At 46.5% G+C, this 21,736-nt stretch carries 20 protein-coding genes and 2 pseudogenes; 18 read left to right on the top strand and 4 right to left on the bottom strand.

The window, feature by feature from the left end; genetic code table 11:
• Positions 1 to 94: 94 nt before the first annotated feature.
• Complete coding sequence (locus FGT79_RS18055; RefSeq protein WP_138754217.1) at positions 95 to 1,039, bottom strand: DoxX family membrane protein; 945 nt, start codon at positions 1,037 to 1,039, stop codon at positions 95 to 97.
• Positions 1,040 to 1,261: 222 nt separating this feature from the next.
• Here FGT79_RS18055 and FGT79_RS18050 point away from each other — a divergent pair, with 222 nt between their 5' ends.
• From FGT79_RS18050 to FGT79_RS18035, 5 genes and pseudogenes are all read left to right on the top strand, one after another.
• Positions 1,262 to 1,564, top strand: a complete 303-nt coding sequence (locus FGT79_RS18050; RefSeq protein ID WP_138754430.1) for a metal-sensitive transcriptional regulator — start codon at positions 1,262 to 1,264, stop codon at positions 1,562 to 1,564.
• Between the two features lie 17 nt (positions 1,565 to 1,581).
• Complete coding sequence (locus tag FGT79_RS18045; protein WP_138754216.1) at positions 1,582 to 1,782, top strand: copper ion binding protein; 201 nt, start codon at positions 1,582 to 1,584, stop codon at positions 1,780 to 1,782.
• 128 nt (positions 1,783 to 1,910) lie between these two features.
• Positions 1,911 to 2,025, top strand: a pseudogene (locus FGT79_RS32590) (cation transporter); the annotation flags it as partial.
• 104 nt (positions 2,026 to 2,129) lie between these two features.
• Positions 2,130 to 4,097 (top strand): annotated as a pseudogene (locus FGT79_RS18040) (copper-translocating P-type ATPase); the annotation flags it as partial.
• 6 nt (positions 4,098 to 4,103) lie between these two features.
• Positions 4,104 to 5,042, top strand: a complete 939-nt coding sequence (locus tag FGT79_RS18035) for a hypothetical protein (protein ID WP_138754215.1) — start codon at positions 4,104 to 4,106, stop codon at positions 5,040 to 5,042.
• A gap of 195 nt (positions 5,043 to 5,237) precedes the next feature.
• Here the strand turns inward: FGT79_RS18035 and FGT79_RS18030 are convergent, their stop codons facing one another.
• Positions 5,238 to 6,566: an FAD-dependent oxidoreductase gene (locus FGT79_RS18030; protein WP_138754428.1), complete on the bottom strand. Its 1,329-nt coding sequence runs from the start codon at positions 6,564 to 6,566 to the stop codon at positions 5,238 to 5,240.
• A gap of 331 nt (positions 6,567 to 6,897) precedes the next feature.
• Here FGT79_RS18030 and FGT79_RS18025 point away from each other — a divergent pair, with 331 nt between their 5' ends.
• The 5 genes from FGT79_RS18025 (at position 6,898) to FGT79_RS18005 (ending at position 12,674) form a co-directional block, all read left to right on the top strand.
• Positions 6,898 to 7,650, top strand: coding sequence for an SDR family NAD(P)-dependent oxidoreductase (locus FGT79_RS18025; protein ID WP_138754214.1), 753 nt, complete (start codon positions 6,898 to 6,900; stop codon positions 7,648 to 7,650).
• A 118-nt stretch (positions 7,651 to 7,768) separates the two neighbouring features.
• Positions 7,769 to 8,776 (top strand): ABC transporter substrate-binding protein, encoded by a 1,008-nt coding sequence (locus FGT79_RS18020; protein WP_171056309.1) that lies wholly within the window; start codon positions 7,769 to 7,771, stop codon positions 8,774 to 8,776.
• A 127-nt stretch (positions 8,777 to 8,903) separates the two neighbouring features.
• Positions 8,904 to 10,487 carry a helix-turn-helix domain-containing protein gene (locus FGT79_RS18015; protein WP_138754212.1) on the top strand — a complete coding sequence of 528 codons (1,584 nt, stop codon included), beginning with the start codon at positions 8,904 to 8,906 and terminating at the stop codon, positions 10,485 to 10,487.
• A gap of 140 nt (positions 10,488 to 10,627) precedes the next feature.
• Positions 10,628 to 11,365 carry a GTP cyclohydrolase II gene (locus tag FGT79_RS18010; protein WP_138754211.1) on the top strand — a complete coding sequence of 246 codons (738 nt, stop codon included), beginning with the start codon at positions 10,628 to 10,630 and terminating at the stop codon, positions 11,363 to 11,365.
• 439 nt (positions 11,366 to 11,804) lie between these two features.
• A complete protein-coding gene (locus FGT79_RS18005; protein ID WP_138754210.1) occupies positions 11,805 to 12,674 on the top strand; it encodes a DUF421 domain-containing protein in 870 nt (289 codons plus the stop codon).
• A 1-nt stretch (position 12,675) separates the two neighbouring features.
• On the opposite strand, the gene FGT79_RS18000 is transcribed toward FGT79_RS18005, so the two are convergent.
• Entirely contained in the window at positions 12,676 to 13,008 is a 333-nt protein-coding gene (locus FGT79_RS18000) for a winged helix-turn-helix transcriptional regulator (protein WP_138754209.1), read from the bottom strand.
• Between the two features lie 163 nt (positions 13,009 to 13,171).
• Between FGT79_RS18000 and FGT79_RS17995 the strand changes: the two genes are divergently transcribed.
• On the top strand, positions 13,172 to 14,146 hold the full coding sequence (locus FGT79_RS17995; protein WP_138754427.1) for an aldo/keto reductase family protein: 975 nt from the start codon (positions 13,172 to 13,174) through the stop codon (positions 14,144 to 14,146).
• Positions 14,147 to 14,331: 185 nt separating this feature from the next.
• On the opposite strand, the gene FGT79_RS17990 is transcribed toward FGT79_RS17995, so the two are convergent.
• A complete protein-coding gene (locus FGT79_RS17990) occupies positions 14,332 to 15,060 on the bottom strand; it encodes a hypothetical protein (RefSeq protein ID WP_138754208.1) in 729 nt (242 codons plus the stop codon).
• Positions 15,061 to 15,429: 369 nt separating this feature from the next.
• On the opposite strand from FGT79_RS17990, the gene coxB reads away from it, so the two are divergent.
• From coxB to FGT79_RS17955, 7 genes are all read left to right on the top strand, one after another.
• A complete protein-coding gene (gene coxB, locus FGT79_RS17985) occupies positions 15,430 to 16,482 on the top strand; it encodes a cytochrome c oxidase subunit II (RefSeq protein ID WP_138754207.1) in 1,053 nt (350 codons plus the stop codon).
• Between the two features lie 74 nt (positions 16,483 to 16,556).
• Positions 16,557 to 18,404, top strand: coding sequence for a cytochrome c oxidase subunit I (gene ctaD / locus FGT79_RS17980; RefSeq protein WP_138754426.1), 1,848 nt, complete (start codon positions 16,557 to 16,559; stop codon positions 18,402 to 18,404).
• A complete protein-coding gene (locus FGT79_RS17975; protein WP_138754206.1) occupies positions 18,401 to 19,018 on the top strand; it encodes a cytochrome (ubi)quinol oxidase subunit III in 618 nt (205 codons plus the stop codon). Before ctaD ends, FGT79_RS17975 begins: the two co-directional genes overlap by 4 nt.
• A 4-nt stretch (positions 19,019 to 19,022) precedes the next feature.
• A complete protein-coding gene (locus tag FGT79_RS17970) occupies positions 19,023 to 19,340 on the top strand; it encodes a cytochrome C oxidase subunit IV family protein (RefSeq protein ID WP_138754205.1) in 318 nt (105 codons plus the stop codon).
• Positions 19,341 to 19,433: 93 nt separating this feature from the next.
• Positions 19,434 to 20,330, top strand: coding sequence for a cytochrome c oxidase assembly factor CtaG (gene ctaG, locus FGT79_RS17965; RefSeq protein WP_138754204.1), 897 nt, complete (start codon positions 19,434 to 19,436; stop codon positions 20,328 to 20,330).
• A gap of 39 nt (positions 20,331 to 20,369) precedes the next feature.
• Positions 20,370 to 20,831: a DUF420 domain-containing protein gene (locus tag FGT79_RS17960; RefSeq protein ID WP_138754203.1), complete on the top strand. Its 462-nt coding sequence runs from the start codon at positions 20,370 to 20,372 to the stop codon at positions 20,829 to 20,831.
• Positions 20,832 to 20,993: 162 nt separating this feature from the next.
• Positions 20,994 to 21,719 carry a hypothetical protein gene (locus FGT79_RS17955; RefSeq protein ID WP_138754202.1) on the top strand — a complete coding sequence of 242 codons (726 nt, stop codon included), beginning with the start codon at positions 20,994 to 20,996 and terminating at the stop codon, positions 21,717 to 21,719.
• The last annotated feature ends 17 nt before the right edge of the window (positions 21,720 to 21,736 follow it).

The raw sequence follows: 21,736 nt of genomic DNA, 5'->3' as shown, positions 1-21,736 counted from the left end.
TTCGAAGAGCCGAGCGGAATAAAGATAATCAGTCTAATCCTTCATTTTTTGCTGCCAGCTCAAGAGATCTTGGTAGTATGATTCATGCTACTACCTAGGCGAAACGATAATAAATGAGCACAAAGGTTGCCAATACGAAAATAAAGTTGAGCGATACGAATACCATTTGGTCGATTACTGTGCGGTGCATGGAGACGGGCGGCTTATAGAAGCTGGCGCCTTCGATAATAAATAGAATCAGCACGATATGGATCATGAAATGTCCGACAAGCTCCGTCATTCCAAACAGCATCGTCGTAGAGATGAAGATAAGGGTCAGCACGACGGATAACAGCCGGTTCAGGATACCGACGACTAGCAAATAACCGACGACAAATTCGATAAAGCCGGCCATGACGATGAATACAGCGGGCTCGAAGCCAAACGTAGGCACATGATGATTGACAATGATGTCCTCCGCCATAGAAGGGTAGATCCATTTCTCAACGGCTACCCAGCACAGCGATAGTCCGGTACCTAAGTAGAGCAGCGGGAAAGCCCATCTTGACTCCTTCGTTCTCTCCAGGAGAAGGACGCCAATGATGGCTAGATAGAAGCCGTAATCAAGCATATGGAATAATCCTGCTTCAATCCCGGTATCAATGAACAAGACTAGCAGAGCAAGTGCACCGAGCTTGGTTGCATAGTGCTGCGGAATAAGCAATAGAACAATAGCAGCCCACATGAGAATGGTTTGCCACCCGCTGGTCAGATCGAATTCAAGCGCGAATCGTGTGCCAGAGGCTGCTTGGATAATAAGGGCTGCAGCCGTTCCGTATTTGAGTATATGCATCGAGTATTTTCTAAGCTTATCAAGCTCGCTGTCGATACGGGTAGAGAGCTTTGACTTGGAGAGCCTGGGCAGCAATTGAGTTAATACGGCAAGCAAGACCGCCACAAATATTGCCAGCGTCATGAAAAAAGGTGAGATAACGGCGGCGATCGGTTCTTTCTCAGCTATGACGTCTGTGAACCATTTGACATGTGCATAATAATCCATAAGGTGTACTTCCTCCGATTTGGTAATTTTTACAGCGTTTATGAGGATCGTAGCATATTGTCTCCTATAATCATAGTGGCAGCACATCATTACACAAACAAAATAATGTTATTTACATACCCCTATGGGGTATGTTATTGTGTAATCAGAGGCAGATACCCCATGGAGGTATAGATAATGAATGAAAGCATAGCAGGCAATGAGGTCCATGAGCATGCCGGAATGGCATGCCACGATCCGGCAGAACCGCGCAAGAGCCATCACTCGGCACAGATGAAAGACAATTTAACGAAACGTCTGAATCGGATTGAAGGACAAATTCGCGGGGTTAAGGCAATGATCGAGAAGGATACGTATTGCGACGACGTGCTTAATCAGATCGCTGCTGCACAGTCCGCTTTGAACAGTGTAGGCAAGCTGCTGCTGGAAGGACATTTGAAAAGCTGTGTTGTTGAACGCATTCAAGCAGGCGAGAGTGAAGTGATCGATGAGCTGCTTGTTACAGTAAACAAACTAATGAAGTAAGAGAGGGGCATACTATCATGGCAAATGCAGTATTGAAAGTGGAGGGAATGACTTGCGGACATTGCGTAAGCGCAGTGGAGAAAGCAGTAGGTCAGGCAGGAGCGGTAGGCAAAGTAGATCTGGCAAGCAAGAAGGTTTCCGTTGAGTTCGACGAGGCCAAAGTTACGATCGAAGCGGTTAAAGCGGCGATTGAGGATCAAGGTTACGACGTCGTTTAACGTAGTAGTTGAGTACGATGCGGGCAGAGGCTGAGTGAAGCCTCTCTTTTTTTACAATAATATATACCCCATGAGGGTATGTTGGTGGCAGGTGACAGAGTGTGAACAAAACACAAACGACAATTCAAATAACAGGCATGACCTGCGCGGCCTGTGCTAATCGAATCGAAAAGGTTCTTAATCGGATGGATGGTGTCGAAGCGAATGTGAATCTAGCGCTGGAGCGGGCATCGGTGCATTATGACCCTCTGCTGACGGATGACACTAAGCTGGAGCAGAAGATTATCGATCTAGGGTTCGGGACGATTGTGCAAACGGAAGATTCAGGCGAAACAGCAGCTGATTATAAGAAGCAAGAGATAAGAAAGCAGCAGCTTAGGCTTAGCTTGGCGGTAATCTTGTCTTTGCCGCTATTGTGGGCGATGGCTGCTCACTTCGCTTTGACAAGTTTCTTGCCTGTGCCGATGCTGTTTATGAATGCGTGGTTTCAGCTTGGATTGGCGGCTCCCGTACAGTTTATTATCGGTTGGCCTTTCTATGTGGGAGCGTACAAGGCACTTCGCAGCAAGTCTGCGAATATGGACGTGCTTGTTGCGCTTGGCACGTCTGCGGCTTTCTTCTATAGTCTGTATGAGACGATTCGAACATTGACCCCGTCGGGGCATGGCGTTCACGAGGTTGAGCTTTATTATGAGACAAGCGCTGTATTGATTACGCTGATTGTGCTCGGCAAGCTGCTTGAGGCGTTGGCGAAAGGCAGATCATCGGAAGCGATTAAGACGCTGCTTGGCTTGCAGGCTCCTACCGCGCTTGTTATTCGTGAGGGAACTGAGTTTTATATACCGACAGCGGAGGTTGCAGCAGGAGACATTCTGCTAGTAAAGCCAGGCGAAAAAATTCCTGTCGACGGTATCGTGCAGGAAGGGATATCTGCGGTTGATGAATCGATGCTGACTGGAGAGAGCATGCCTGTCGAGAAGCGCCAAGGCGATCTATTGATCGGTGCAACGATTAACAAAAATGGTGCATTGTGGATGCAAGCGACAAAGGTTGGCAAGGAGACGGCGCTTGCACAAATTATTAAAATAGTCGAGGATGCACAAGGCTCGAAAGCTCCTATACAACGGGTAGCTGACCGGATATCTGGCATATTCGTGCCGATTGTAACTCTGCTGGCAGTTATTGTATTTGCGCTGTGGTATTTGATAATAGAACCATGGGATCTCGGCCATGCGCTCGAGAAGGCAATCGCAGTACTTGTAATCGCTTGTCCATGTGCGTTGGGGCTTGCAACGCCAACATCCATTATGGCTGGATCGGGTAGAGCGGCTGAGCTTGGCGTTTTATTCAAGGGCGGGGAGCATTTAGAAAATACACATCGTATTGATACCGTTGTTCTTGATAAGACAGGCACTGTAACGAAAGGCAAACCGGAGTTAACAGACATTAAGCTAGCAGCAGGCTTCAATGAAGAACAGCTGCTTGGCTGGGTTGGAGCAGCAGAGAGCAGCTCTGAGCATCCGGTTGCAGAGGCGCTGGTCGCAGGCATTAAGGCTCGCTTAATTAAGCTGCCGGCGGTTCAGCGATTCGAAGCCGTTCCAGGCTTTGGCATTGAAGCTGTGGTGGAAGAACAGCAGCTGCTTATCGGTACGAGGCGCTTGATGGAGAAGCATGGCGTAAACATAAGTGCGGCAGCAGCTGATCAGTTGAAGCTGGAATCAGAAGGAAAGACGGTCATGCTTATTGCTGTGAATAGTCAATATGCGGGACTGACCGCAGTGGCGGATACAGTTAAGGAAACCTCGGCCGATGCGGTTGACCGTATGAAAGCGATGGGGCTTGAGGTTATCATGCTTACAGGCGACAATGCGCGTACTGCGCAGGCAATTGCTCGGGAAGTTGGCATTGAACGTGTAGTTGCCGAGGTGCTGCCGGAGCAGAAAGCGAAGGCGGTACAGGAGCTTCAGGCAGAGGGCCGCAAGGTGGCTATGGTTGGCGATGGTATGAACGATGCTCCCGCATTGGCGGTCGCTGATATCGGCATGGCAATTGGCGGCGGGACCGATGTGGCGATTGAAGCGGCGGATATTACGCTGATGCGCGGCGATTTGAATAGTATTGCTGATGCGATTCGTATGAGCCGTGTTACGATGATGAATATTAAACAAAATTTATTCTGGGCGCTGGCGTATAATGTAATCGGAATACCGATTGCGGCTGCGGGTTTTCTTGCACCGTGGCTTGCAGGGGCTGCAATGGCTTTAAGCTCGGTTTCGGTCGTATTGAATGCGCTTAGGCTGCAGAGGATGAGGTAAATAGCGATGAATGGGTTGAATAGGTCATGGGCAGGGAAGATCAACAAGCGCAGCCGTACGACTGCTGCAGTTATTATAATGCTGGCGTTGCTCGCAACGGGCTGCGGCAACGCAGCAAAGGGTGATGAGCATTCAGAGCATTCCTCCGGAGCAAATGAGCACAGCGGACATTCTGCTGCAGGGGACAATGGCACTGCAAACCGTGATGCGACAGCAAACCATAGCAATCACGGTGATGTAGAGGAGGCTCCTGCAGCAGACGTACGTTTGGAATGGCGTTATTCACCTGAACAGCCTAAGCCGGGGGAAGAAACGAAGATTGAATTGTTTCTGTATGACAAAGCGGGTAAACCCATAGAGAAGTACGACGTCAACCATGAGAAGCTGATGCATCTTATATTAGTCAGTCAGGATATGTCGGAGTTCATGCACATCCATCCTGAGTATATGGGAAAAGGCAAATTCGAGGTTGCTGCAGCCTTTGCTCAAAGCGGAACCTATAAGCTGTTTGCAGACTTTATTCCCACGGGATCTTCGCAAATGACGGTTACATCCAGACTGAAGGTAGCAGGGAGCGATGAATCGCAAGAGCCGATAGTGAAGGACGAACAGCTGACCAAAACGCTGGATGGTATAACTGTATCGCTGGAAGCATCTACCTTCCAAGCAGGCGAGGATGTCGATCTAACCTTCAAATTAAGCGATGCGAGCACGCAGCAGCCGATAACGGATCTAGAACCGTATTTGGGCGCGATCGGACATGTCGTCATCCTAAATAAGAGCCTTAGCCGTTATTTGCATGTTCATCCGACAGATGATAATGGAAGCGGTCCGACAGCCGCGTTTTCTACAAGCTTTCCTGAGCCTGGTCTTTATAAAATATGGGGTCAATTCCAACGTGGCGGCAAAACCTTTATCGTACCATTCACGGTTGAGGCCAAATAAGCTATGAAGGCTAGGAGCCAAGCGTAAACGGCTTAAGTCGTCCTCAGTTGGCTAAGCTAACGTTTCGCGTAGTAAGATAGTAAGATAGAGAAAGTTAGCGAAATAATATACTTTCCTATATTTGAACAAACCCACCTGAGATCAGGTGGGTTTGTTCGTTACGCGTTATTGAAGTGAAATATTAAATACCGAGCCTTATACAGCCTGCAGTCCGGCTTGATTGAGAAGATTCCACGGCTTGTTATAATGAGGCTGGAAGAAGAAATCAACAAAGCTTAATTCGTCCATCGTCATATTATTCTGAATGCAAACCGACAGTGTATTAATCGATTGTGTGAGATCTACCTTCGACAGCACTTGTGCACCTACAATGCGGCCGCTATCGGCATCGTATACAACCTTCAACGTAACCTGCTCATAGGTGGGCATAAACTCGGGGCGGTAGTTATCAATGATTGTGACATTTTTCACATTCATTCCCGCAGCAATTGCAGCCGTCTCCGTTATGCCGGTCGAAGCAATGTTGTAATCGTATATTTTAATACCCGATGTGCCCTGTGTCCCGAGATATCTAACCGTTGGCTGCATGAGGTTTCTCGCCACAAGCGTTCCCATGCGTACGGCGTTGGTAGCTAGTGGAATATAAGCATTCTGACCTGTTGGATTATAGTGGACAGCACAGCTGTCGCCGGCAGCGAAAACGTCTGGTTTGCTCGTTCTCATGTAATCGTCCACGATGATGGCTCCGTTCGGCAGCATGTCAACTTGGCCCTTCAACAGGTCGGTGTTGGGACGGAATCCGATGCATAGTACGACTAAATCTGCTTCATATCGGCCAGCGTCTGTAACGACCGTCGTAACACGGCCTTCGTTACCCTCGAACGAGGTGACGGTTTGGCCGGTCGCTATCGTTATTCCTTTTTCGCCTAATGCCTGCTCTGTCAGATCAGTGAATTCACGATCCAAGTATTTGTACAAAATACGCTCCATATTATCGATGAGAGTAACCTGTTTGCCTAGCTGCTCGAACGCTTCAACTAGCTCGATGCCGATATAACCCGCCCCGATGACAGTGATCCGATTGGCGGTTTTTGCTTTTTCAATAATCGTCTGCGAATGGTTGTAGTTTTTACATAATACAATATTCTCGAGTTCAATACCTTCCATCTGCGGAATGATCGGCCACGAGCCGGTCGTTACGACGAGCTTATCATAGGTATCTGTAAATTCAGCTCCCGTGATGAGATTGCGCACCTGAATTTCTTTCTTCTCGGTATCGACTGCAAGTACGTCATGGCGCATATGCGTTGTGACGCCAAGCTCGGCTAGCTGATCGGGCGATGCATAGAATAACTTCTCAGCATCTTTGACGACACCACCTACATGGAGGGCAATTCCGCACGAGAGAAACGAGATGTTGTCATTGCGTTCGTAAACGGTAATGCGAGCGTCTGGATATAGTTTCGCCATCTGTGTAATTGCCGCGGTACCTGCGTGTGTGCAACCAATTACTGCAATGTTCATTGTCATATAAAACGCCTCCTATTTGTAGGTATAAAGAGTGATGCTTCGCTGCATCTCTTCTTTATAACGTGAATTAATTCACAACTCACTTTATAATGTGAAAAAATTCACAACCTTTTCTTGTTCTTATCATATGCCTTTCTGGAACAGATGACAAGAGCGATTTGCTCAATTGACACGATTTAGATGAAATATTCTGACGATTCGACACGATTCTGTAACATCATCAGATCGGACAGTTGCAGCATTGGATAGTGGTGTCCAATTTCCATTCTCGCTTCATTTGCTTTAGACTCTTACGTAAGCAAGACATAATGAAGGAGGCCATGCAATGACCTTAACCTACGAGGATAAACATGTACTAATAACAGGTGCTGGAGCAGGTATAGGCCGTGCGCTCGCACTTGCTTATGCAGAGCAGGGCGCGTTGGTTATTTTGTCGGATAGAGATGAGGAAGGACTTGAGCGATCAGCTCTGCTGCTGGAGGAGGCCGGTTACCATTCCGTCTCCATTAAAGCGGATATAAGCAACCCTAAGGAGATCGTTCAGCTCATTAAGGATGTTGAGACACTTTTAATGAAGCTCGACATTCTGGTTAACAATGCGGGTTTTGGCTTATGGAAGTCGCCTTATGAGCTGGAGATTGAAGAGTGGGACAGTGTCGTGAACACGAATCTGCGCGGAACGTTCATCTGTTCTCGGGAAGCTGCAAAGCTGATGCGTGTCAGCGGAGGTGGAGCGATCGTTAACCTATCCTCTACTCGTGCGATGATGTCGGAGCCAGGTTCGGAAGCATATGCCGCTTCCAAAGGCGGCATATTGTCGCTTACGCATGCGATGGCGATGTCGCTAGGACCAGACGGCATTACAGTCAATGCGGTCTGTCCGGGGTGGATTGAAACGGGTGACTACAGCAAGCTTCGCGAAGTCGATCATAAGCAGCATCCGGCACAGCGAGTAGGCAAGCCGGAGGATATCGTGCGCGCCTGTATGTTTCTAACCGATCCTCGGAATAACTTTGTGACGGGTACGCATATGACAGTTGATGGCGGGATGTCGAGAAAAATGATTTACGCGGAATAACGTTTCGCCCAAATTTATCTATGAAAAACTAAAAAAAAGTCCATTGAGCACAGCAATGGGTTAGGCTACACTAAAGAAGTTCTAAATGAGAATTATTATCAAAAAGAGGAGAGGTTTTATGATTTCAAAGTTGATCCATAAAAAAATGCTGCTGTGCGGTATTCTATTGCTTGTGGCAGTTATGTTGGCGGCTTGCGGAGAGGCTAATGAAAACAAGCAAGTGAATAGGGTTGAAGCGGATGCAACGCCAACATCGGAGGCTGAGACAACGGCTCCTGAGCCGCGAACGTTCACGGATGCGCTTGGAAGAAGTGTGGAGCTGCCTGCCGATCCAGAACGAATCGTCGCCCATTATTATGCTTCGGAGATGACGGCACTTGGCATTCCGATGATCGGTACTAATTATCAGAACGCACAGCTTGTACTGAGCGAAGAGCAGCTAAAGGGAATTGAGGACATTGGAGGAGAAGGTACGGTTCCGAATATGGAGAAGGTTCTTTCGGTCAGCCCGGATCTTATCATTGTGCCAGATTTCCTGGAAATCAAAGATATCGATTCCCTTACCAAAATAGCGCCGACGGTTGCAATCAGCTATAGCGGCGATGTGTTTAGCAGACTCCGCACGCTAGCAGAAATTATGGGCAAGCCTGAGCTTGCTGAAGGCTGGATTACGCAATATAATGCCAAGGCAGAAGCGAAAAAAGCGGAGCTGGGGCCGTTCATGAAAGAGGGAGAGACAGCCTCGGCTTTCATTGTATATTTAGATAAGCAATTGTATTTGTATGGCCCGCAGAGGCTTGGTCCAACGATGTATGATGCGCTGGGCTTCGTTCAGCCGCCGAAGGTGGCAGAGCTGTTCAACAGCAAGAAGGACTCGCTGTGGGAGACGATCTCCCTTGAGGCACTGCCTGATTATGCAGGCGACCGTATCTTCTTGATGGCACAGGATAACAGCGAGGAAGCAAAGCAAATCGTTGAAGAAATTATTAATGGACCGATCTGGAGCAAAATTCCGGCGGTGCAGAATGGGCATGCTTATATCGTCGACAAAAGATGGGGACTGAATGATCCACTGACGCTGGACTTCCTGCTGGACGAGATGACCAGCTTATTGACGAAAGAATAGTATATGGAGCCAAAGAGAAGAAGTTTTCAACAATGTTCGGTTGTTGGAGGCTTCTTTTTTTTTCGGAAATCTACTATAATAGCTTAGTAAATGATAATCGTTATCATCGTAAAAGGGGATATGAGTCATGCAGCAGGAGCAGAGCATTAGGATAGAGCATCCACCTTCCGTTTATTTGCATACGATTGAATGTCTCGCTTATGGACATGCTTCTAGCCGCTCTGGCTCACGCTTCTGGCTCAGAAACAATGCTCTGCTTGCCGTATCTGACGGACAAGGCATTATCTTCATAAACGGACAGCGCTATACCGCTTCTAAAGGGAAATGCTTGCTCATTCCTCTGAACACGGCTATTGAAATAAACAGCGATGAGCGTAGCTCGATTAAGCTCTATCTCATGACCTTTGAAGTGGAAAGAGATGAGGCTGGCCTATTCACAAGTTTATTAGAAATGATATTCGAACCTTTTGCCAGACTTGACGGCATGCTCCAGGAGTTGCTGTCTGAGCAGGCTTGCCTCGGCAAGCTTGATGCTTTTCACATGCATATAAGGTTTCAGTACACGCTATACGAAGTGCTCAAGCGCCACTCACCTGCAGAACAAGACACAAGGCGAGCGGTTGAGAAAAGCATATCCTTCATGCATAGATGCTATCATGAGAATATTGCTGTGGGAAGACTGGCAGAGGAAGCCAATATTAGCAAATGGCAGTTCAGCACGATGTTCAGATCGTTGACAGGTCAGACGCCTATGGATTATTTGACAGCACTGCGCATGGATAAGGCGAAGCTGCTAATGCTCTCGTCTGGCGGACGCATTCGGGAGATCGCCGCTAGCGTAGGCTTTCCTGATGAGTATTATTTCAGCCGACGCTTCAAGCAAACGACGGGTATGACGCCGACACAATATATGCAGAGCAGCCAGCTGTCTCAGCGCATATTCTCCATCCAATACTTAGGCGAGCTGCTTGCTCTAGGCATTAAGCCTGTGGGTACGAATAGAGCGATGCTGAGTGTGTTCCATGATGTATCAAGCGGGGTACAAGGAATAGAGGAGCCGCTGGATGCAGAGCAGTTGCTGGAGCTCAGGCCAGACATGATCTTGTTCCCGAGCTTCATGCAATCTAGCCAAGCGGATCAGTTAAGTAAGATCGCGCCCTCCTTCGAAATCAGCTGGCAGGATGATGTCTATTCGCGCCTGATGAGTATGGGCGATTTGCTCGGGAGAAGGAAGGAAGCTGGAGCATGGATCGCTCGCTACGAATCGAAAGCAGAGCGCACGAGAGCGAAGCTTGCGCCTTACATCGAACGGGGGGAGACGGCGACGGCATTTGTCTATCATGCTGAAGGGTTATACGTATACGCGGACCATCATTTTGGACATACGCTCTATCAAGGACTTGGGTACGAGAAGCCCGCTAAATTAAAGAAGCTTATGGCTGAATATAAGCAATTGAAGTGGAAGCAGATTTTGCTTGAAGAGCTGCCTGACTATGCGGGGGATCGGATATTCCTAGCGCTTGCAGACACGGGCATAGATGCAGAGCAAGGAAGAGCGATTGTGCGGCACCCGATATGGAACAGTCTTCCTGCCGTGCAGAACGGACGGGGGCATGTCGTAGATATGTCTTGGGGGAATTATAATCCGATTACGCTGGAAAAGCATCTTGATGAGATGGTAAAGTGGATTGCAGCAGGCTATTCAGGGTAATAGGCAAAGCTGTTTGCGAATCGAATTGATGTGGGCACTTACATAGGAATTACTAGCCCATACTGAGCTGAGCATAGCGAACTGGCTAACCGAACATAATAGTTCCAGCAACTATTATAAGCGTTCGGAGGCAAAACCATATGCAGACAGAAGCGGTCTCTATTGTAGATCATAAAATCCAAGTGATTGAGAGCGATAAGGGTATTATTTATTTGGTTGGGCCCATTCAGCTTCCTGTTAAGCTGGGCGATGGCGAAGCGATATTTGATTGGTACTGCTGGCTGCTCTGCAAGGAAAGATTGGATGATGTAGAGCAGATTATTAAAAAGCTGTCGGCGATTAATTTAGCTGAGATGCAGCAATCAAGCGTGCTTGTATATGGCGACTTCGAGCTGGTAGATGAGGCTTGGATTCGTATGCACAGCATTTGTCATACCGGAGATATTTTTGGAAGCAAGCGCTGCGATTGCGGCTACCAGCTGCATGAATCGATGAGAATGATTGTGGATAAGGGAGCAGGTGCTTTATTCTATTTGGCGAACCATGAGGGCAGGGGCATTGGCTTATTTAGTAAAGCGATGGCTTATCTGCTGCAAGAGCAGGGGTTTGATACGGTGGAGGCCAATGTCGAGCTTGGCTTCGCAGATGATGCGAGAAATTATGGAGATGCGATACGTGTATTGAAGGCACTGCGGTCGAAGCCCGTTGCGCTGATTACGAATAACCCTAAGAAGCTGGATGCGCTGCAGGCCGCGGGATTGGATGTGGCAGACCGTATTCCGCTGTGGGGAGATCGCTCTGAGTATAATGAACGGTACTTGGATACCAAAATAAACCGCTCCGGCCATTTGGCTGCAAGTGCATGCCCGAACGAATAAGGGTGAAAATTGGATAGGGCTGTCCGACTGATGCATAAATGCACCAGTCAGACAGCCCTTAATTGTATCGTATATTTAACCGGACCTCTTCTAGTTAGAAAGGCCGTATGGAATCCCCTTGTTAACAGCAAACAGCATGTGTACCAAGTTGTCTTAAACTCGCATCCTAAAACAACGAAAGCCCTACCTCTCTTCCGTCCTCGCGGCTCCGATGACCGCGCCAGTGTGAATCAGAAATACATCACGAAACAGGTTTGGGATTAACAGCAAAGAAATCAAAATCTGAGGAAAACATTGAATCTTACTGGGGATTTGCTGGGGTTAAATATTATACATTCTTTACATTATACTATATGAAATTATGAAATGCAACTATTGTTTAGAAAACGAATGACTTTAGCTATTCTGGACACTCTAGGATTGAAAGGGGGGACTAGTCATGCCAAGCTGGTTAGAGATCGTTATTCGTACTTTAGCTGCCATCGTCATCTTATTTGTGCTGACTAAAGCACTCGGCAAACGTCAAATATCGCAGCTGTCGCTCTTCGAATATATAACGGGCATATCCATCGGTAACATTGCCGCATATGTATCGCTTGACCTTGATAATCTGTGGTATTTGGGCATGGTTTCGCTAGCGGTGTGGGTCAGCGTATCGGTCGCGATGGAGTTTGTAACGATGAAGAGCAAACGAATTCGAGACTTCGTTGACGGCAAAGGAACGGTGCTGATCAAAGATGGGCAAATGCTTAAAAAGAACTTGCACAAGGAACGGCTGACGATAGATGAGATGCTGGAGCAATTGCGCAAAAAGGATGTCTATCGTGTTGCGGATGTGGAATTTGCAGTAATGGAATCAAGCGGTGAAGTGAATGTGCTGCTCAAGAAGGAATATCAGCCGATTACAGCAGATCTTCTTGGCTGGCAGGTAGCGCACGAGAGTGAAACGCAAACCGTCATGATGGATGGAGATATACAGGATGAGATATTGGAGCAGCTGGGACATGACCGTCAATGGCTGCTGCATGAGCTGAAGAATAGAGATCTGCAGGAAAAGGACGTTTTTCTTGCACAAATCGACAGCAATGGTGAGCTTCTGCTTCAGACTGGTGATGAGAAGAGACAACCCCAAAGCAGTAAGTCCAAACCAAGGGAGCGTGTTGCGATGCTGGTCGAGCAATTTGAGGCGGAGCTGCTCCGCCTTGAACGGTTGTCCCTTAATGAGAGTGATCGGCGCGTGTACCAAACAGCGATTGATCGGTTCCAAGCGAGCGTAAAAGCGCTGCCAGATCACACATTGAAGCGTTAGACTACGTCCATCTAGCTGACCAGAGCTTCATTTCTTTCAGAATATGATGGAGATCCTCGCCTTTAGGTGTTAACGTATATTCTACTGTAACGGGTACCGTAGGAAATACCTTGCGTTCAAGCACGCCTTTGTCTTCAAGATGGCGAAGCGTGCTTGTCAATGCGCGCGGGCTTACGGCAGGAATGAGTTTCTGAATTTCTCCGAATCGTTTGGTTCCGCAGAACAGCTCTCTCAGTACAAGGAAAGCCCATTTGCCTCCGATTACGTCAAGCGTTTTTTCGATATTGCACTCAATGTGAATAGGCTCTTTCGGGATGTAATTGTGTACGCTCATATCCTTGTGCTCCTTTTCTATTGTTACTAAAATCAAGTATAGTATATATACTAAAGATAATAAAATGAAATAACATTCACTACTTACATTAAAACACAAACTGCTATAGACTACTACTTGAGAGTAACGGATATGACAGATAAGTCTAAGAGGAGTGTTTATGATGAAATATAGGAAACTTGGCAATAGCGGGCTTAAAGTGAGTGAGATCGGACTTGGAAGCTGGCTAACTTATGGAACAGCAACAGAAACGGAAACCGCTCAATCTTGTATTCATAAAGCTTACGAGCTTGGCATTAACTTTTTCGATACCGCAAATGCCTACAATAATGGTGAAGCAGAGAAGGTAATGGGCAGCGCATTGAAAGCGTATACGCGCAGCAGCTACGTGCTTGCGACTAAGCTATTCTTTCCGATGGGCTCAGGGCCGAACGATCGTGGATTGTCTAGAAAGCATATTATCGAACAATGTGAAGCAAGCCTGAAGCGACTAGGTACAGATTATATTGATCTCTATCAATGTCACCGCTTTGATTCGGATACACCGGTGGAGGAAACGCTGCGTGCACTTGATGATTTGACAGCTCAAGGTAAAGTACTCTATACAGGCATCAGTGAGTGGTCGGCAGAGCAAATTACAGACGCTGCACGCATAAGCAAAGCGCTTGCTCTTAGACCGCTGATTTCTAATCAGCCGATATACAACATGTTTGAGCGTTATATTGAGCAGGGTGTTGTACAGGCTTGTGAGCAGGCTGGCATAGGTCAAGTGGTATTCTCGCCACTCGCTCAAGGCGTATTGACTGGAAAATATAAACCAGGACAAGCTGTACCGGCAGGCAGTCGTGCTGCTAATGATCAAACGAATGGCGTCATTAACAGCTACTTGCGCGAGGATGTGCTGCAGGTGGCACAGAAGCTGGAACAGCTGGCTGGAAGTGTAGACGCTACCTTGTCGCAGCTTGCACTTGCTTGGGTGCTTCGCCAGCCAAACATTAGCTCAGCGATCATAGGCTCAAGTCGTCCATCGCAAATTGAAGAAAACATTAAAGCCGTTGATCTTATACTTACGGATGAATTACTAGCCCAGATCGAAAATATTCTGTCAGAGGTGAAAGGCTTCGCACCTATGCGTTAATTTCAACTGCTGTCATGATAATAAAAAGACAAAAAAGGCTCTTCGCCAGAAGAGCCTTTTTGCTATATATAATAGAAGCGATTTTTTTAAATATAAGAATCTATAAGTTTAATCCTTATACTCCGCTTATATTTCTCGGACTGAAACGCGCTTCGCCGCCAAAGTATGTCGAAGCCGTTTCACCTTTATTGATCCATTTGGGCTTCTGAAGGACTATAAGTGCCAGGCTGAGTGATGGGAGGAGGCATCTCCTTGCCGCCGGCAAAATGGTATTTCACGACCGTATTAAAGGTATCAATCCAAGGCATCAGTGACCGTCCACCCCATGCTTCTTTGGCAAATTCATTGAAATAATTCATGAATTCCATATTCGCGGAGATGTGAACCTCCTGAACAGCAGGCGCAAGCTCGCGTACTCGGATAGCTACGGTCTGCTTGAGCTCATCGGAGAGATTATTGATATCATTGACTGAGAAGTAGGAATTGTACGGAGAGACTAATACACGACTGTTTCCATATGGGCTGCCAGTATCATGGTTATAGACACCTTCGGTGGTGCCTGTATTGTCCTGCTCGCTTTTGCCGCCTGAATTTCGCGTGCCCACGGCTGTCCAATCCAGCATTAAACCAACATATGCGTTTTTATCAGTAAGCATAACGATCGCCGAGGCTATGCCATTCAAATCAGTAACTTTACGAGAGATAACTGAGCTGTATTCGAAAAAGGCGTTGTCATGCTGATGTTCGTTTCCAGACACCGGACCATAGGCTTTTCCGCTTAGCATTTTCGGATCACCAGCCGTACGGCTTCCGTAATCGGTATCGCTATGCTGCGCAAGTTGTTCATAATTGCAGCCAGTTGCAGCCGCGATGAACAGAGTAGACAGTAATAATGCGGCTAGTCGTTTCAACATAAAGATAGGCCCCCCAATCATACGATAATGGCTTTAGCTTCTGCTTAGACGGAGGAAATATACGTTTGTCTGAGCATACATAATTGACCATGGGTTTGGTGCACAATGTAGGATAGAGAGAATGCGATAGGAAAAAGGCATAACACAACGATTAATTAGCCGAAAAAACGTTGAATTGATGCGATTTTGACAGCTTTGAGAACAATTTGTGAACTCTCTGTGGAACATTGACAAATAAGGGCTTCAACTTTATATTTAATAAAGTGATTTAAGTTGCAGGAGTTGTAATAACATCTGTGAAACACGCAGCCAGCCGCATGCCACGCGAAAATCTGGCAGCTGCGAAAAAGTCAAAAGTGGGGTTGATTAATGATGAAACGGTGGCGATTTGTAAAACGGCTTGCGCCGCTTATGGCCATGATGGTACTGGTACTAGCGGCTTGCGGGCGGAGCGATTTGTCGACGCTGAATCCTCAGGGACCTGTAGCGGAAGAGCAATTCGGACTAATGAAGCTGGCAATTGGAATCATGTTAATCGTGATTGTTGCCGTATTCGCAATTTCTTTCTATGTAATTATTAAGTTTCGCAGACGTAAGGGAGACAATACGATCCCTAAGCAAGTGGAAGGGAATCATAAGCTTGAGATCATTTGGACGGTTATTCCGATCATCATGCTTATCATTTTGGGTGTACCAACCGTACAATCCGTCTTCAATTTAGCTAAAGATTACAGTAAAGATCCGGAAGCGGTTCAGGTTATCGTAACTTCGCATCAATACTGGTGGGAGTTTGAATACCCTGATTATGGAATCAAAACAGCTCAGGAGCTTATTATTCCAAAAGGGAAAACGATTTCGGTTAAAGCTAAATCTGCGGACGTGCTTCACTCGTTCTGGATTCCATCGCTTGCCGGTAAAATCGATACAAATCCTGGCGCTAACGTAAATGCAATGTATTTCTCGGCTCCAAAAGAAGGCGTTTACTTAGGCAAATGTGCCGAGCTTTGCGGACCTTCACATGGATTGATGGACTTTAAGGTGAAATCAGTGGACGAGTCTTCATTTGACCGCTGGGTTGCAGCACTTAAAGAACCAGTAGCTTTGCCTAGCGATCCTGCTATTGCGAAAGCATTCGAAAGCAAATGTCTGTCATGCCACGCAGTTGGCGATCTTGGCGGACCGGCATATCCTAACCTAACAGGTATCGGAAGCCGTGAGACTGTCGGAGGTATTCTTGTCAACACCGATGATCCGCAATATTCTAATGAAGGCTCAGTATACGACAACCTGCACCGTTGGTTGAAAGATCCGGAAGAAGTTAAACCGGGTAACCAAATGAGTGGAGCTTACGACCTAACTGACCAGGAACTTGAGGGTATTGCTAAATATTTATCAGAACTGAAGCTAAACTACGAACAATAATTTATCGGTGATTGAAGGAGGTACCTACTTTGGCTCATGCGCATTCGCATCCGGTCAAGCGTTACAGCGGTCTGATGGACTGGCTGACTACGGTTGACCATAAAAAAATCGGAATATTGTATATGATCGCTGGCGGTTTTTTCTTCCTTGTCGGCGGTTTGGAAGCGATCTTGATAAGGGTTCAATTATGGAAGCCGCTTAATAACTTTGTTAGCGCGGATACATACAACGAGCTCCTCACGATGCACGGTACGACTATGATTTTCTTAGCGGCCATGCCGCTGTTGTTCGCGCTTATGAATGCGGTTATTCCGCTGCAGATCGGCGCGCGCGACGTAGCTTTTCCTTTCGTTAACTCATTAGGCTTCTGGACATTCTTGTTCGGCGGTATTCTACTTAACGTGAGTTGGTTTACAGGCGGCGCTCCTGATGCTGGATGGACGTCTTATGCCCCACTTGCCGGAACCACATACAGCGGTGATCATGGCGTAGATTATTATGTGTTAGGTCTACAAATCGCTGGTATCGGTACACTAATCGGGGGGATTAACTTCCTCGTTACGATTATCAACATGCGTGCACCAGGCATGACTTTCATGCGGATGCCGATGTTCACTTGGGCGGCATTCATTACTTCAGCGCTTATCCTATTCGCATTCCCTGCTCTTGCAGTTGGTCTTGCAGCGCTGATGTTCGACAGATTGTTCGATGCTAATTTCTTTGATCCTTCAGGCGGCGGTAACGCTGTACTATGGGAGCATATTTTCTGGATATTCGGGCATCCTGAGGTTTATATCCTCATCCTGCCGGCCTTCGGCGTTATTTCCGAGGTAATAAGTACATTCTCACGTAAACGTTTGTTCGGTTACAGCTCGATGGTATTCGCTACCATCCTGATCGGTTTCTTAGGTTTCATGGTTTGGGCGCATCACATGTTCACTGTCGGTCTTGGACCGGTTGCGAACGCACTCTTCTCCATTGCAACGATGCTGATCGCGGTACCGACAGGTATCAAAATTTTCAACTGGCTGTTTACGATGTGGGGCGGATCTATTAAGTTCACTTCTGCGAACTTGTTCGCGGTCGGTTTCATCCCAACCTTCGTAATGGGCGGCGTTACAGGCGTAATGCTTGCAGCAGCTCCGGCAGACTTTCAATATCATGATTCCTACTTTGTCGTAGCGCATTTCCATTACGTTATTGTGGGCGGCTTGATTCTCGGAATATTCTCTGGCCTTCACTACTGGTGGCCAAAAATGTTCGGTCGTGTGCTTAACGAAACACTTGGCAAGCTGACGTTCTGGACATTCTTTATCGGCTTCCACTTAACATTCTTCATTCAACATTTCCTTGGCTTGCTCGGTATGCCACGTCGTATTTGGACATACTTGGACGGACTTGGGTTTAATGAAATGAACATGATCAGTACAGTCGGCGCTTTCTTGATGGGCTTCGGAACAATCTTCTTCTTGCTTAACGTTGTCATTACGGCATTCAAGCCGCAAAACGCGCCTGCAGATCCTTGGGAAGATGGCCGTACGCTGGAATGGACGATTCCATCCCCGCCGCCAGAATACAACTTTGCTCAAACGCCGCTTGTACGCGGTTATGATGCATATTGGAAAGAAAAAATGGATGGTCACAAAGGCATGACGCCTGCAGAGCCAATCGGTCCGATTCATATGCCTTCGCCTTCGATCCTTCCGTTCTTTATGGGACTTGGATTGTTCATCGCTGCTTTAGGCTTTATGTACGCTCACGACTGGGGCAATCTGTTCGGTTCATTCAAAACAGGTTACGCATTTGGTATTGTCGGTTTGCTGATACTGTTCGGATGTATGTTCCTTCGCTCAGCTTTCTATGATCATGGCTTTCACATTGAGGAAGAAGAAATTCTTAGAGATATGGGGGGTAAAGCATGAGCGCGCATTCGCATGTAGAGGGGCAATTGCCTCATGAGCCCGAAAAGGCGACCCTCGAGGGACGCAATAAAGTATTAGGTTTTTGGCTTTTCCTTGGCGGCGAGACGGTATTGTTCGGAACGTTGTTCTCAGCGTTCCTTGCCCTTCGCCATCAAGTGCTTGACGGTCCTCCAGCACATGAGCTGTTTCAGCTTCCGTTAGTTGCACTTGCAACTGCATTGTTGCTGACTTCCAGTTTAACGAGCGTATTCGCTGTTCATGCTTTGCATACGAATAGAGTAAAAGCGCTTATTAATTGGTTGATTATTACCGTTGTTCTAGGTGCTGCTTTCCTTGGACTCGAAATTTATGAGTTCGTGCATTATGTACATGAAGGTCATGGTTTTACGACAAGTGCATTCAGCTCCTCATTCTATACGCTGGTTGGTTTCCATGGTGCTCACGTTGCTTTCGGTATCGCATGGATAACGATGATTATCATTCAGCTTTCAAGAAAAGGCTTGACTGTCATTACTGCACCTAAGGTATATGTCGCTGGTATGTACTGGCACTTTATCGATGTTGTATGGGTGTTCATTTTCACCGTCGTTTACTTGATGGGAAAGGTGGTTTAATTCCATGGCAAGCAATCACACAGCCACAGAGGAAAGCCCCAAGCGTCATAAGGTCGAAGGACCTAAGAAACATATTGTCGCCTTTATTTTCTCAGTTCTGCTCACGTTTATCGCATTCGCGACCGTAATTAGTGGTGAAATCAACAAAGACTTTACTTACATTATTCTAATCGGTTTAGCTGTTTTGCAAGTATTCGTTCAGATGGCATTCTGGATGCATATGAAGGATCGTGGTCATACTTTCGCCATTATCGGCATTCTGACAGGCGTCTTCATCGTATTCACATGTGTAATCATGGCTGAATATTGGGCTTGGTGGTAATAAATTGTTCCAATGGAGGAGAGGAGGGTCCCGATGCTTGGGTCCCTCCTTTTTTCTAAAAAAAGGATAGCGTAATGGAAAGGAGCTTCCACGATGCTTGGCTTACAATATTTCAGCTTCGAGGAATTGTGGACCCCGATGTTTCTATTCGGAATGGCTGCGATTGTCATTCTATATTTCTATTTGATCGGTCCATGGCGCGAGAAGCATGCTCCGCAAGCACCGGCAGCAACTGTCATGCAGAAAACGATGTTCGTTTCGGCTGCGGTAATGCTATATTTGGTGCATGGCGGACCTTTTAACCTACTAGGTCATCTTATGTTTACGTTTCATATGATTAATATGTCGGTTTCCTATTTAGTTGTTCCGCCGCTTGTTTTACTAGGTATTCCTAGCTTCCTATGGAAGAAGATGTTCGAGGCTCCCTTTTGGAGACGGCTTAGCTTTATGATGCACCCGATTATTTGTCTTGTGTTGTTTAATTTGTTGTTCTCGGTTTATCATGTCCCTATTGTCCATGACTATGTGATGACGCACTTTACGGTGCATCGTCTTTATTATTTGGTTCTCCTGATTACGTCCTTTATGATGTGGTGGCAAATAACAAATCCCGTACCGGAGTGGGCCAAGCTCACTGATGTGAAGCGGATGGCTTATGTATTCGCCAACGGTATGCTGCTTACGCCGGCGTGCGCACTTATTATTTTCGCCAAAACGTCCATGTATGCCATTTATAGCGATCCTAACGTTTGGGTCACAGCAATGGGCTATTGCGTATCTGGTGATCCTACGCGCTTATTGGAAAGCTTTAGCGGACCGCAATTTTTTAATTTGATGGATGTTGTTGAAGACCAGCAGCTTGGCGGTATTGTGATGAAGTTCGTGCAGGAAATCATGTACGGGATCATCCTCGTCTATATCTTTAAGCAATGGTTCAAACGTGAGCACACAGAAGACGATTTGCCGAATACGAATACCGGTACAGCTTAGGGCGTACTAATCATTTTGTTAATCATAGGTGGGGTAACGTTGAACAGTTATAATATTTTGCCGACAATTAGTACTTTCTTCATCGTGCTTAGCGCAGTTCTTGTAGCAGTAGGCTGGAGGCTTGCTATTAAACGTAAACTAGAGGAGCATCAGAAGGTGATGTTCTATGCAGCAGTCGCTGCAACGATTTTCTTCATCGTATACGCTTCTCGGACGGTATTCGTTGGCAACACAGCATGGGGCGGGCCGGATGGCTTGAAGCCCTATTATCTCGTATTCTTATTATTCCATATCGTGCTTGCTACGGTGGCAGCCGTATTCGGCATTACGACGCTTACACTTGGGTATAAGAAGAAATTTGCGAAGCATCGCAAGCTAGGTAAAGTAACATCTATGGTGTGGTTTGTAACAGCCATAACGGGAACGATGGTTTATGTGCTGCTCTACTTGATGTATCCAGGCGGTCATACGAAGCCGGTTATTGATGCTATATTCGGATAAGCAATGAATGAAATAAGCAATAGAAGCCATGCATGCGAGAGATTAATCTTTCGTATGCATGGTTTTTTTTGTGGGAAAGGTTGACATCAGTGTACACAGTGAATATACTGTGTATATTGATATATACAGTATAAAGAGTGAAGGTTGAAAGGAGTGATTTCAGTGGGATTATGGAAAGGTGCTTGGTACTTAGCTAGGCATGAGCTTGTGAGAGACGGCTGGAAAAGCTTGTTTACATTATTATTTGTCGGTTATTTATTATTATTTACAGTTCCGATGATGTACAGCTCTCTAACTGGTGATACCAATCAAATGATGAACTGGGCGACTGACTTTTTATATCTTACTTTCTTGCCTATTCTTGGTTTTGTTATCAATCAGACTATGATGCGTTTCTGGAAAGAAAATTCGTATACAAGAAAGATGGCATTGTGGCGGATATTGCCGATCTCATCGAGACAGATCGCGCTCGGTCGAATTATACAGCTGTTCATCGTTCTATTCTGTGCTCAATTTGTATACTTCAGCATGCAGTTCATAATCGTACGAATGATGGGGGCAGATGTTTCAGTTGGAACCTTCATCCTATACGCCGTGTTCTGGTTTGGTTACTCGCTAGCGACAGCTATCACTTATGTGTACTGGGAAATTGGGCATTCGGGTAAAATGTATTTTATCTCCAATCTCATCTATATTGCCATCATGTTAGTCGTTTCCATAAGCTTTACTACAATTAAAGGCTGGAATATGGTTGGATCTTCTCTACAAGCTATTCAGAACGGTAGTTGGTGGATGCCGATCGTTGCAATTGCTGCTGGCGTGGCAGCCGTATTCATTGGTGTCAATCGGATAGAGCATCGACTAGAGAAACGCAGCTACCTTGCATAGATAATCGGGAATGGAAG

The sequence above is a fragment of the Paenibacillus sinopodophylli genome (assembly GCF_005930355.1).
GTDB lineage: Bacteria > Bacillota > Bacilli > Paenibacillales > Paenibacillaceae > Pristimantibacillus > Pristimantibacillus sinopodophylli.
This window is presented reverse-complemented; position numbering and strand designations above follow the sequence as displayed.

Coding starts and splice junctions, on each gene's coding strand:
- FGT79_RS17995 (WP_138754427.1), top strand. CDS start 13,172: ATGAAATATAGGAAACTTGGCAATAGCGGGCTTAAAGTGAGTGAGATC.
- FGT79_RS18020 (WP_171056309.1), top strand. CDS start 7,769: ATGATTTCAAAGTTGATCCATAAAAAAATGCTGCTGTGCGGTATTCTA.
- FGT79_RS17990 (WP_138754208.1), bottom strand. CDS start 15,060: ATGTTGAAACGACTAGCCGCATTATTACTGTCTACTCTGTTCATCGCG.
- ctaG (WP_138754204.1), top strand. CDS start 19,434: ATGCTTGGCTTACAATATTTCAGCTTCGAGGAATTGTGGACCCCGATG.
- FGT79_RS18000 (WP_138754209.1), bottom strand. CDS start 13,008: ATGAGCGTACACAATTACATCCCGAAAGAGCCTATTCACATTGAGTGC.
- FGT79_RS18055 (WP_138754217.1), bottom strand. CDS start 1,039: ATGGATTATTATGCACATGTCAAATGGTTCACAGACGTCATAGCTGAG.
- FGT79_RS18010 (WP_138754211.1), top strand. CDS start 10,628: ATGCAGACAGAAGCGGTCTCTATTGTAGATCATAAAATCCAAGTGATT.
- FGT79_RS18025 (WP_138754214.1), top strand. CDS start 6,898: ATGACCTTAACCTACGAGGATAAACATGTACTAATAACAGGTGCTGGA.
- coxB (WP_138754207.1), top strand. CDS start 15,430: ATGATGAAACGGTGGCGATTTGTAAAACGGCTTGCGCCGCTTATGGCC.
- FGT79_RS18030 (WP_138754428.1), bottom strand. CDS start 6,566: ATGAACATTGCAGTAATTGGTTGCACACACGCAGGTACCGCGGCAATT.
- FGT79_RS17970 (WP_138754205.1), top strand. CDS start 19,023: ATGGCAAGCAATCACACAGCCACAGAGGAAAGCCCCAAGCGTCATAAG.
- FGT79_RS18045 (WP_138754216.1), top strand. CDS start 1,582: ATGGCAAATGCAGTATTGAAAGTGGAGGGAATGACTTGCGGACATTGC.
- FGT79_RS18015 (WP_138754212.1), top strand. CDS start 8,904: ATGCAGCAGGAGCAGAGCATTAGGATAGAGCATCCACCTTCCGTTTAT.
- FGT79_RS17975 (WP_138754206.1), top strand. CDS start 18,401: ATGAGCGCGCATTCGCATGTAGAGGGGCAATTGCCTCATGAGCCCGAA.
- ctaD (WP_138754426.1), top strand. CDS start 16,557: ATGGACTGGCTGACTACGGTTGACCATAAAAAAATCGGAATATTGTAT.
- FGT79_RS18050 (WP_138754430.1), top strand. CDS start 1,262: ATGGCATGCCACGATCCGGCAGAACCGCGCAAGAGCCATCACTCGGCA.
- FGT79_RS18035 (WP_138754215.1), top strand. CDS start 4,104: ATGAATGGGTTGAATAGGTCATGGGCAGGGAAGATCAACAAGCGCAGC.
- FGT79_RS18005 (WP_138754210.1), top strand. CDS start 11,805: ATGCCAAGCTGGTTAGAGATCGTTATTCGTACTTTAGCTGCCATCGTC.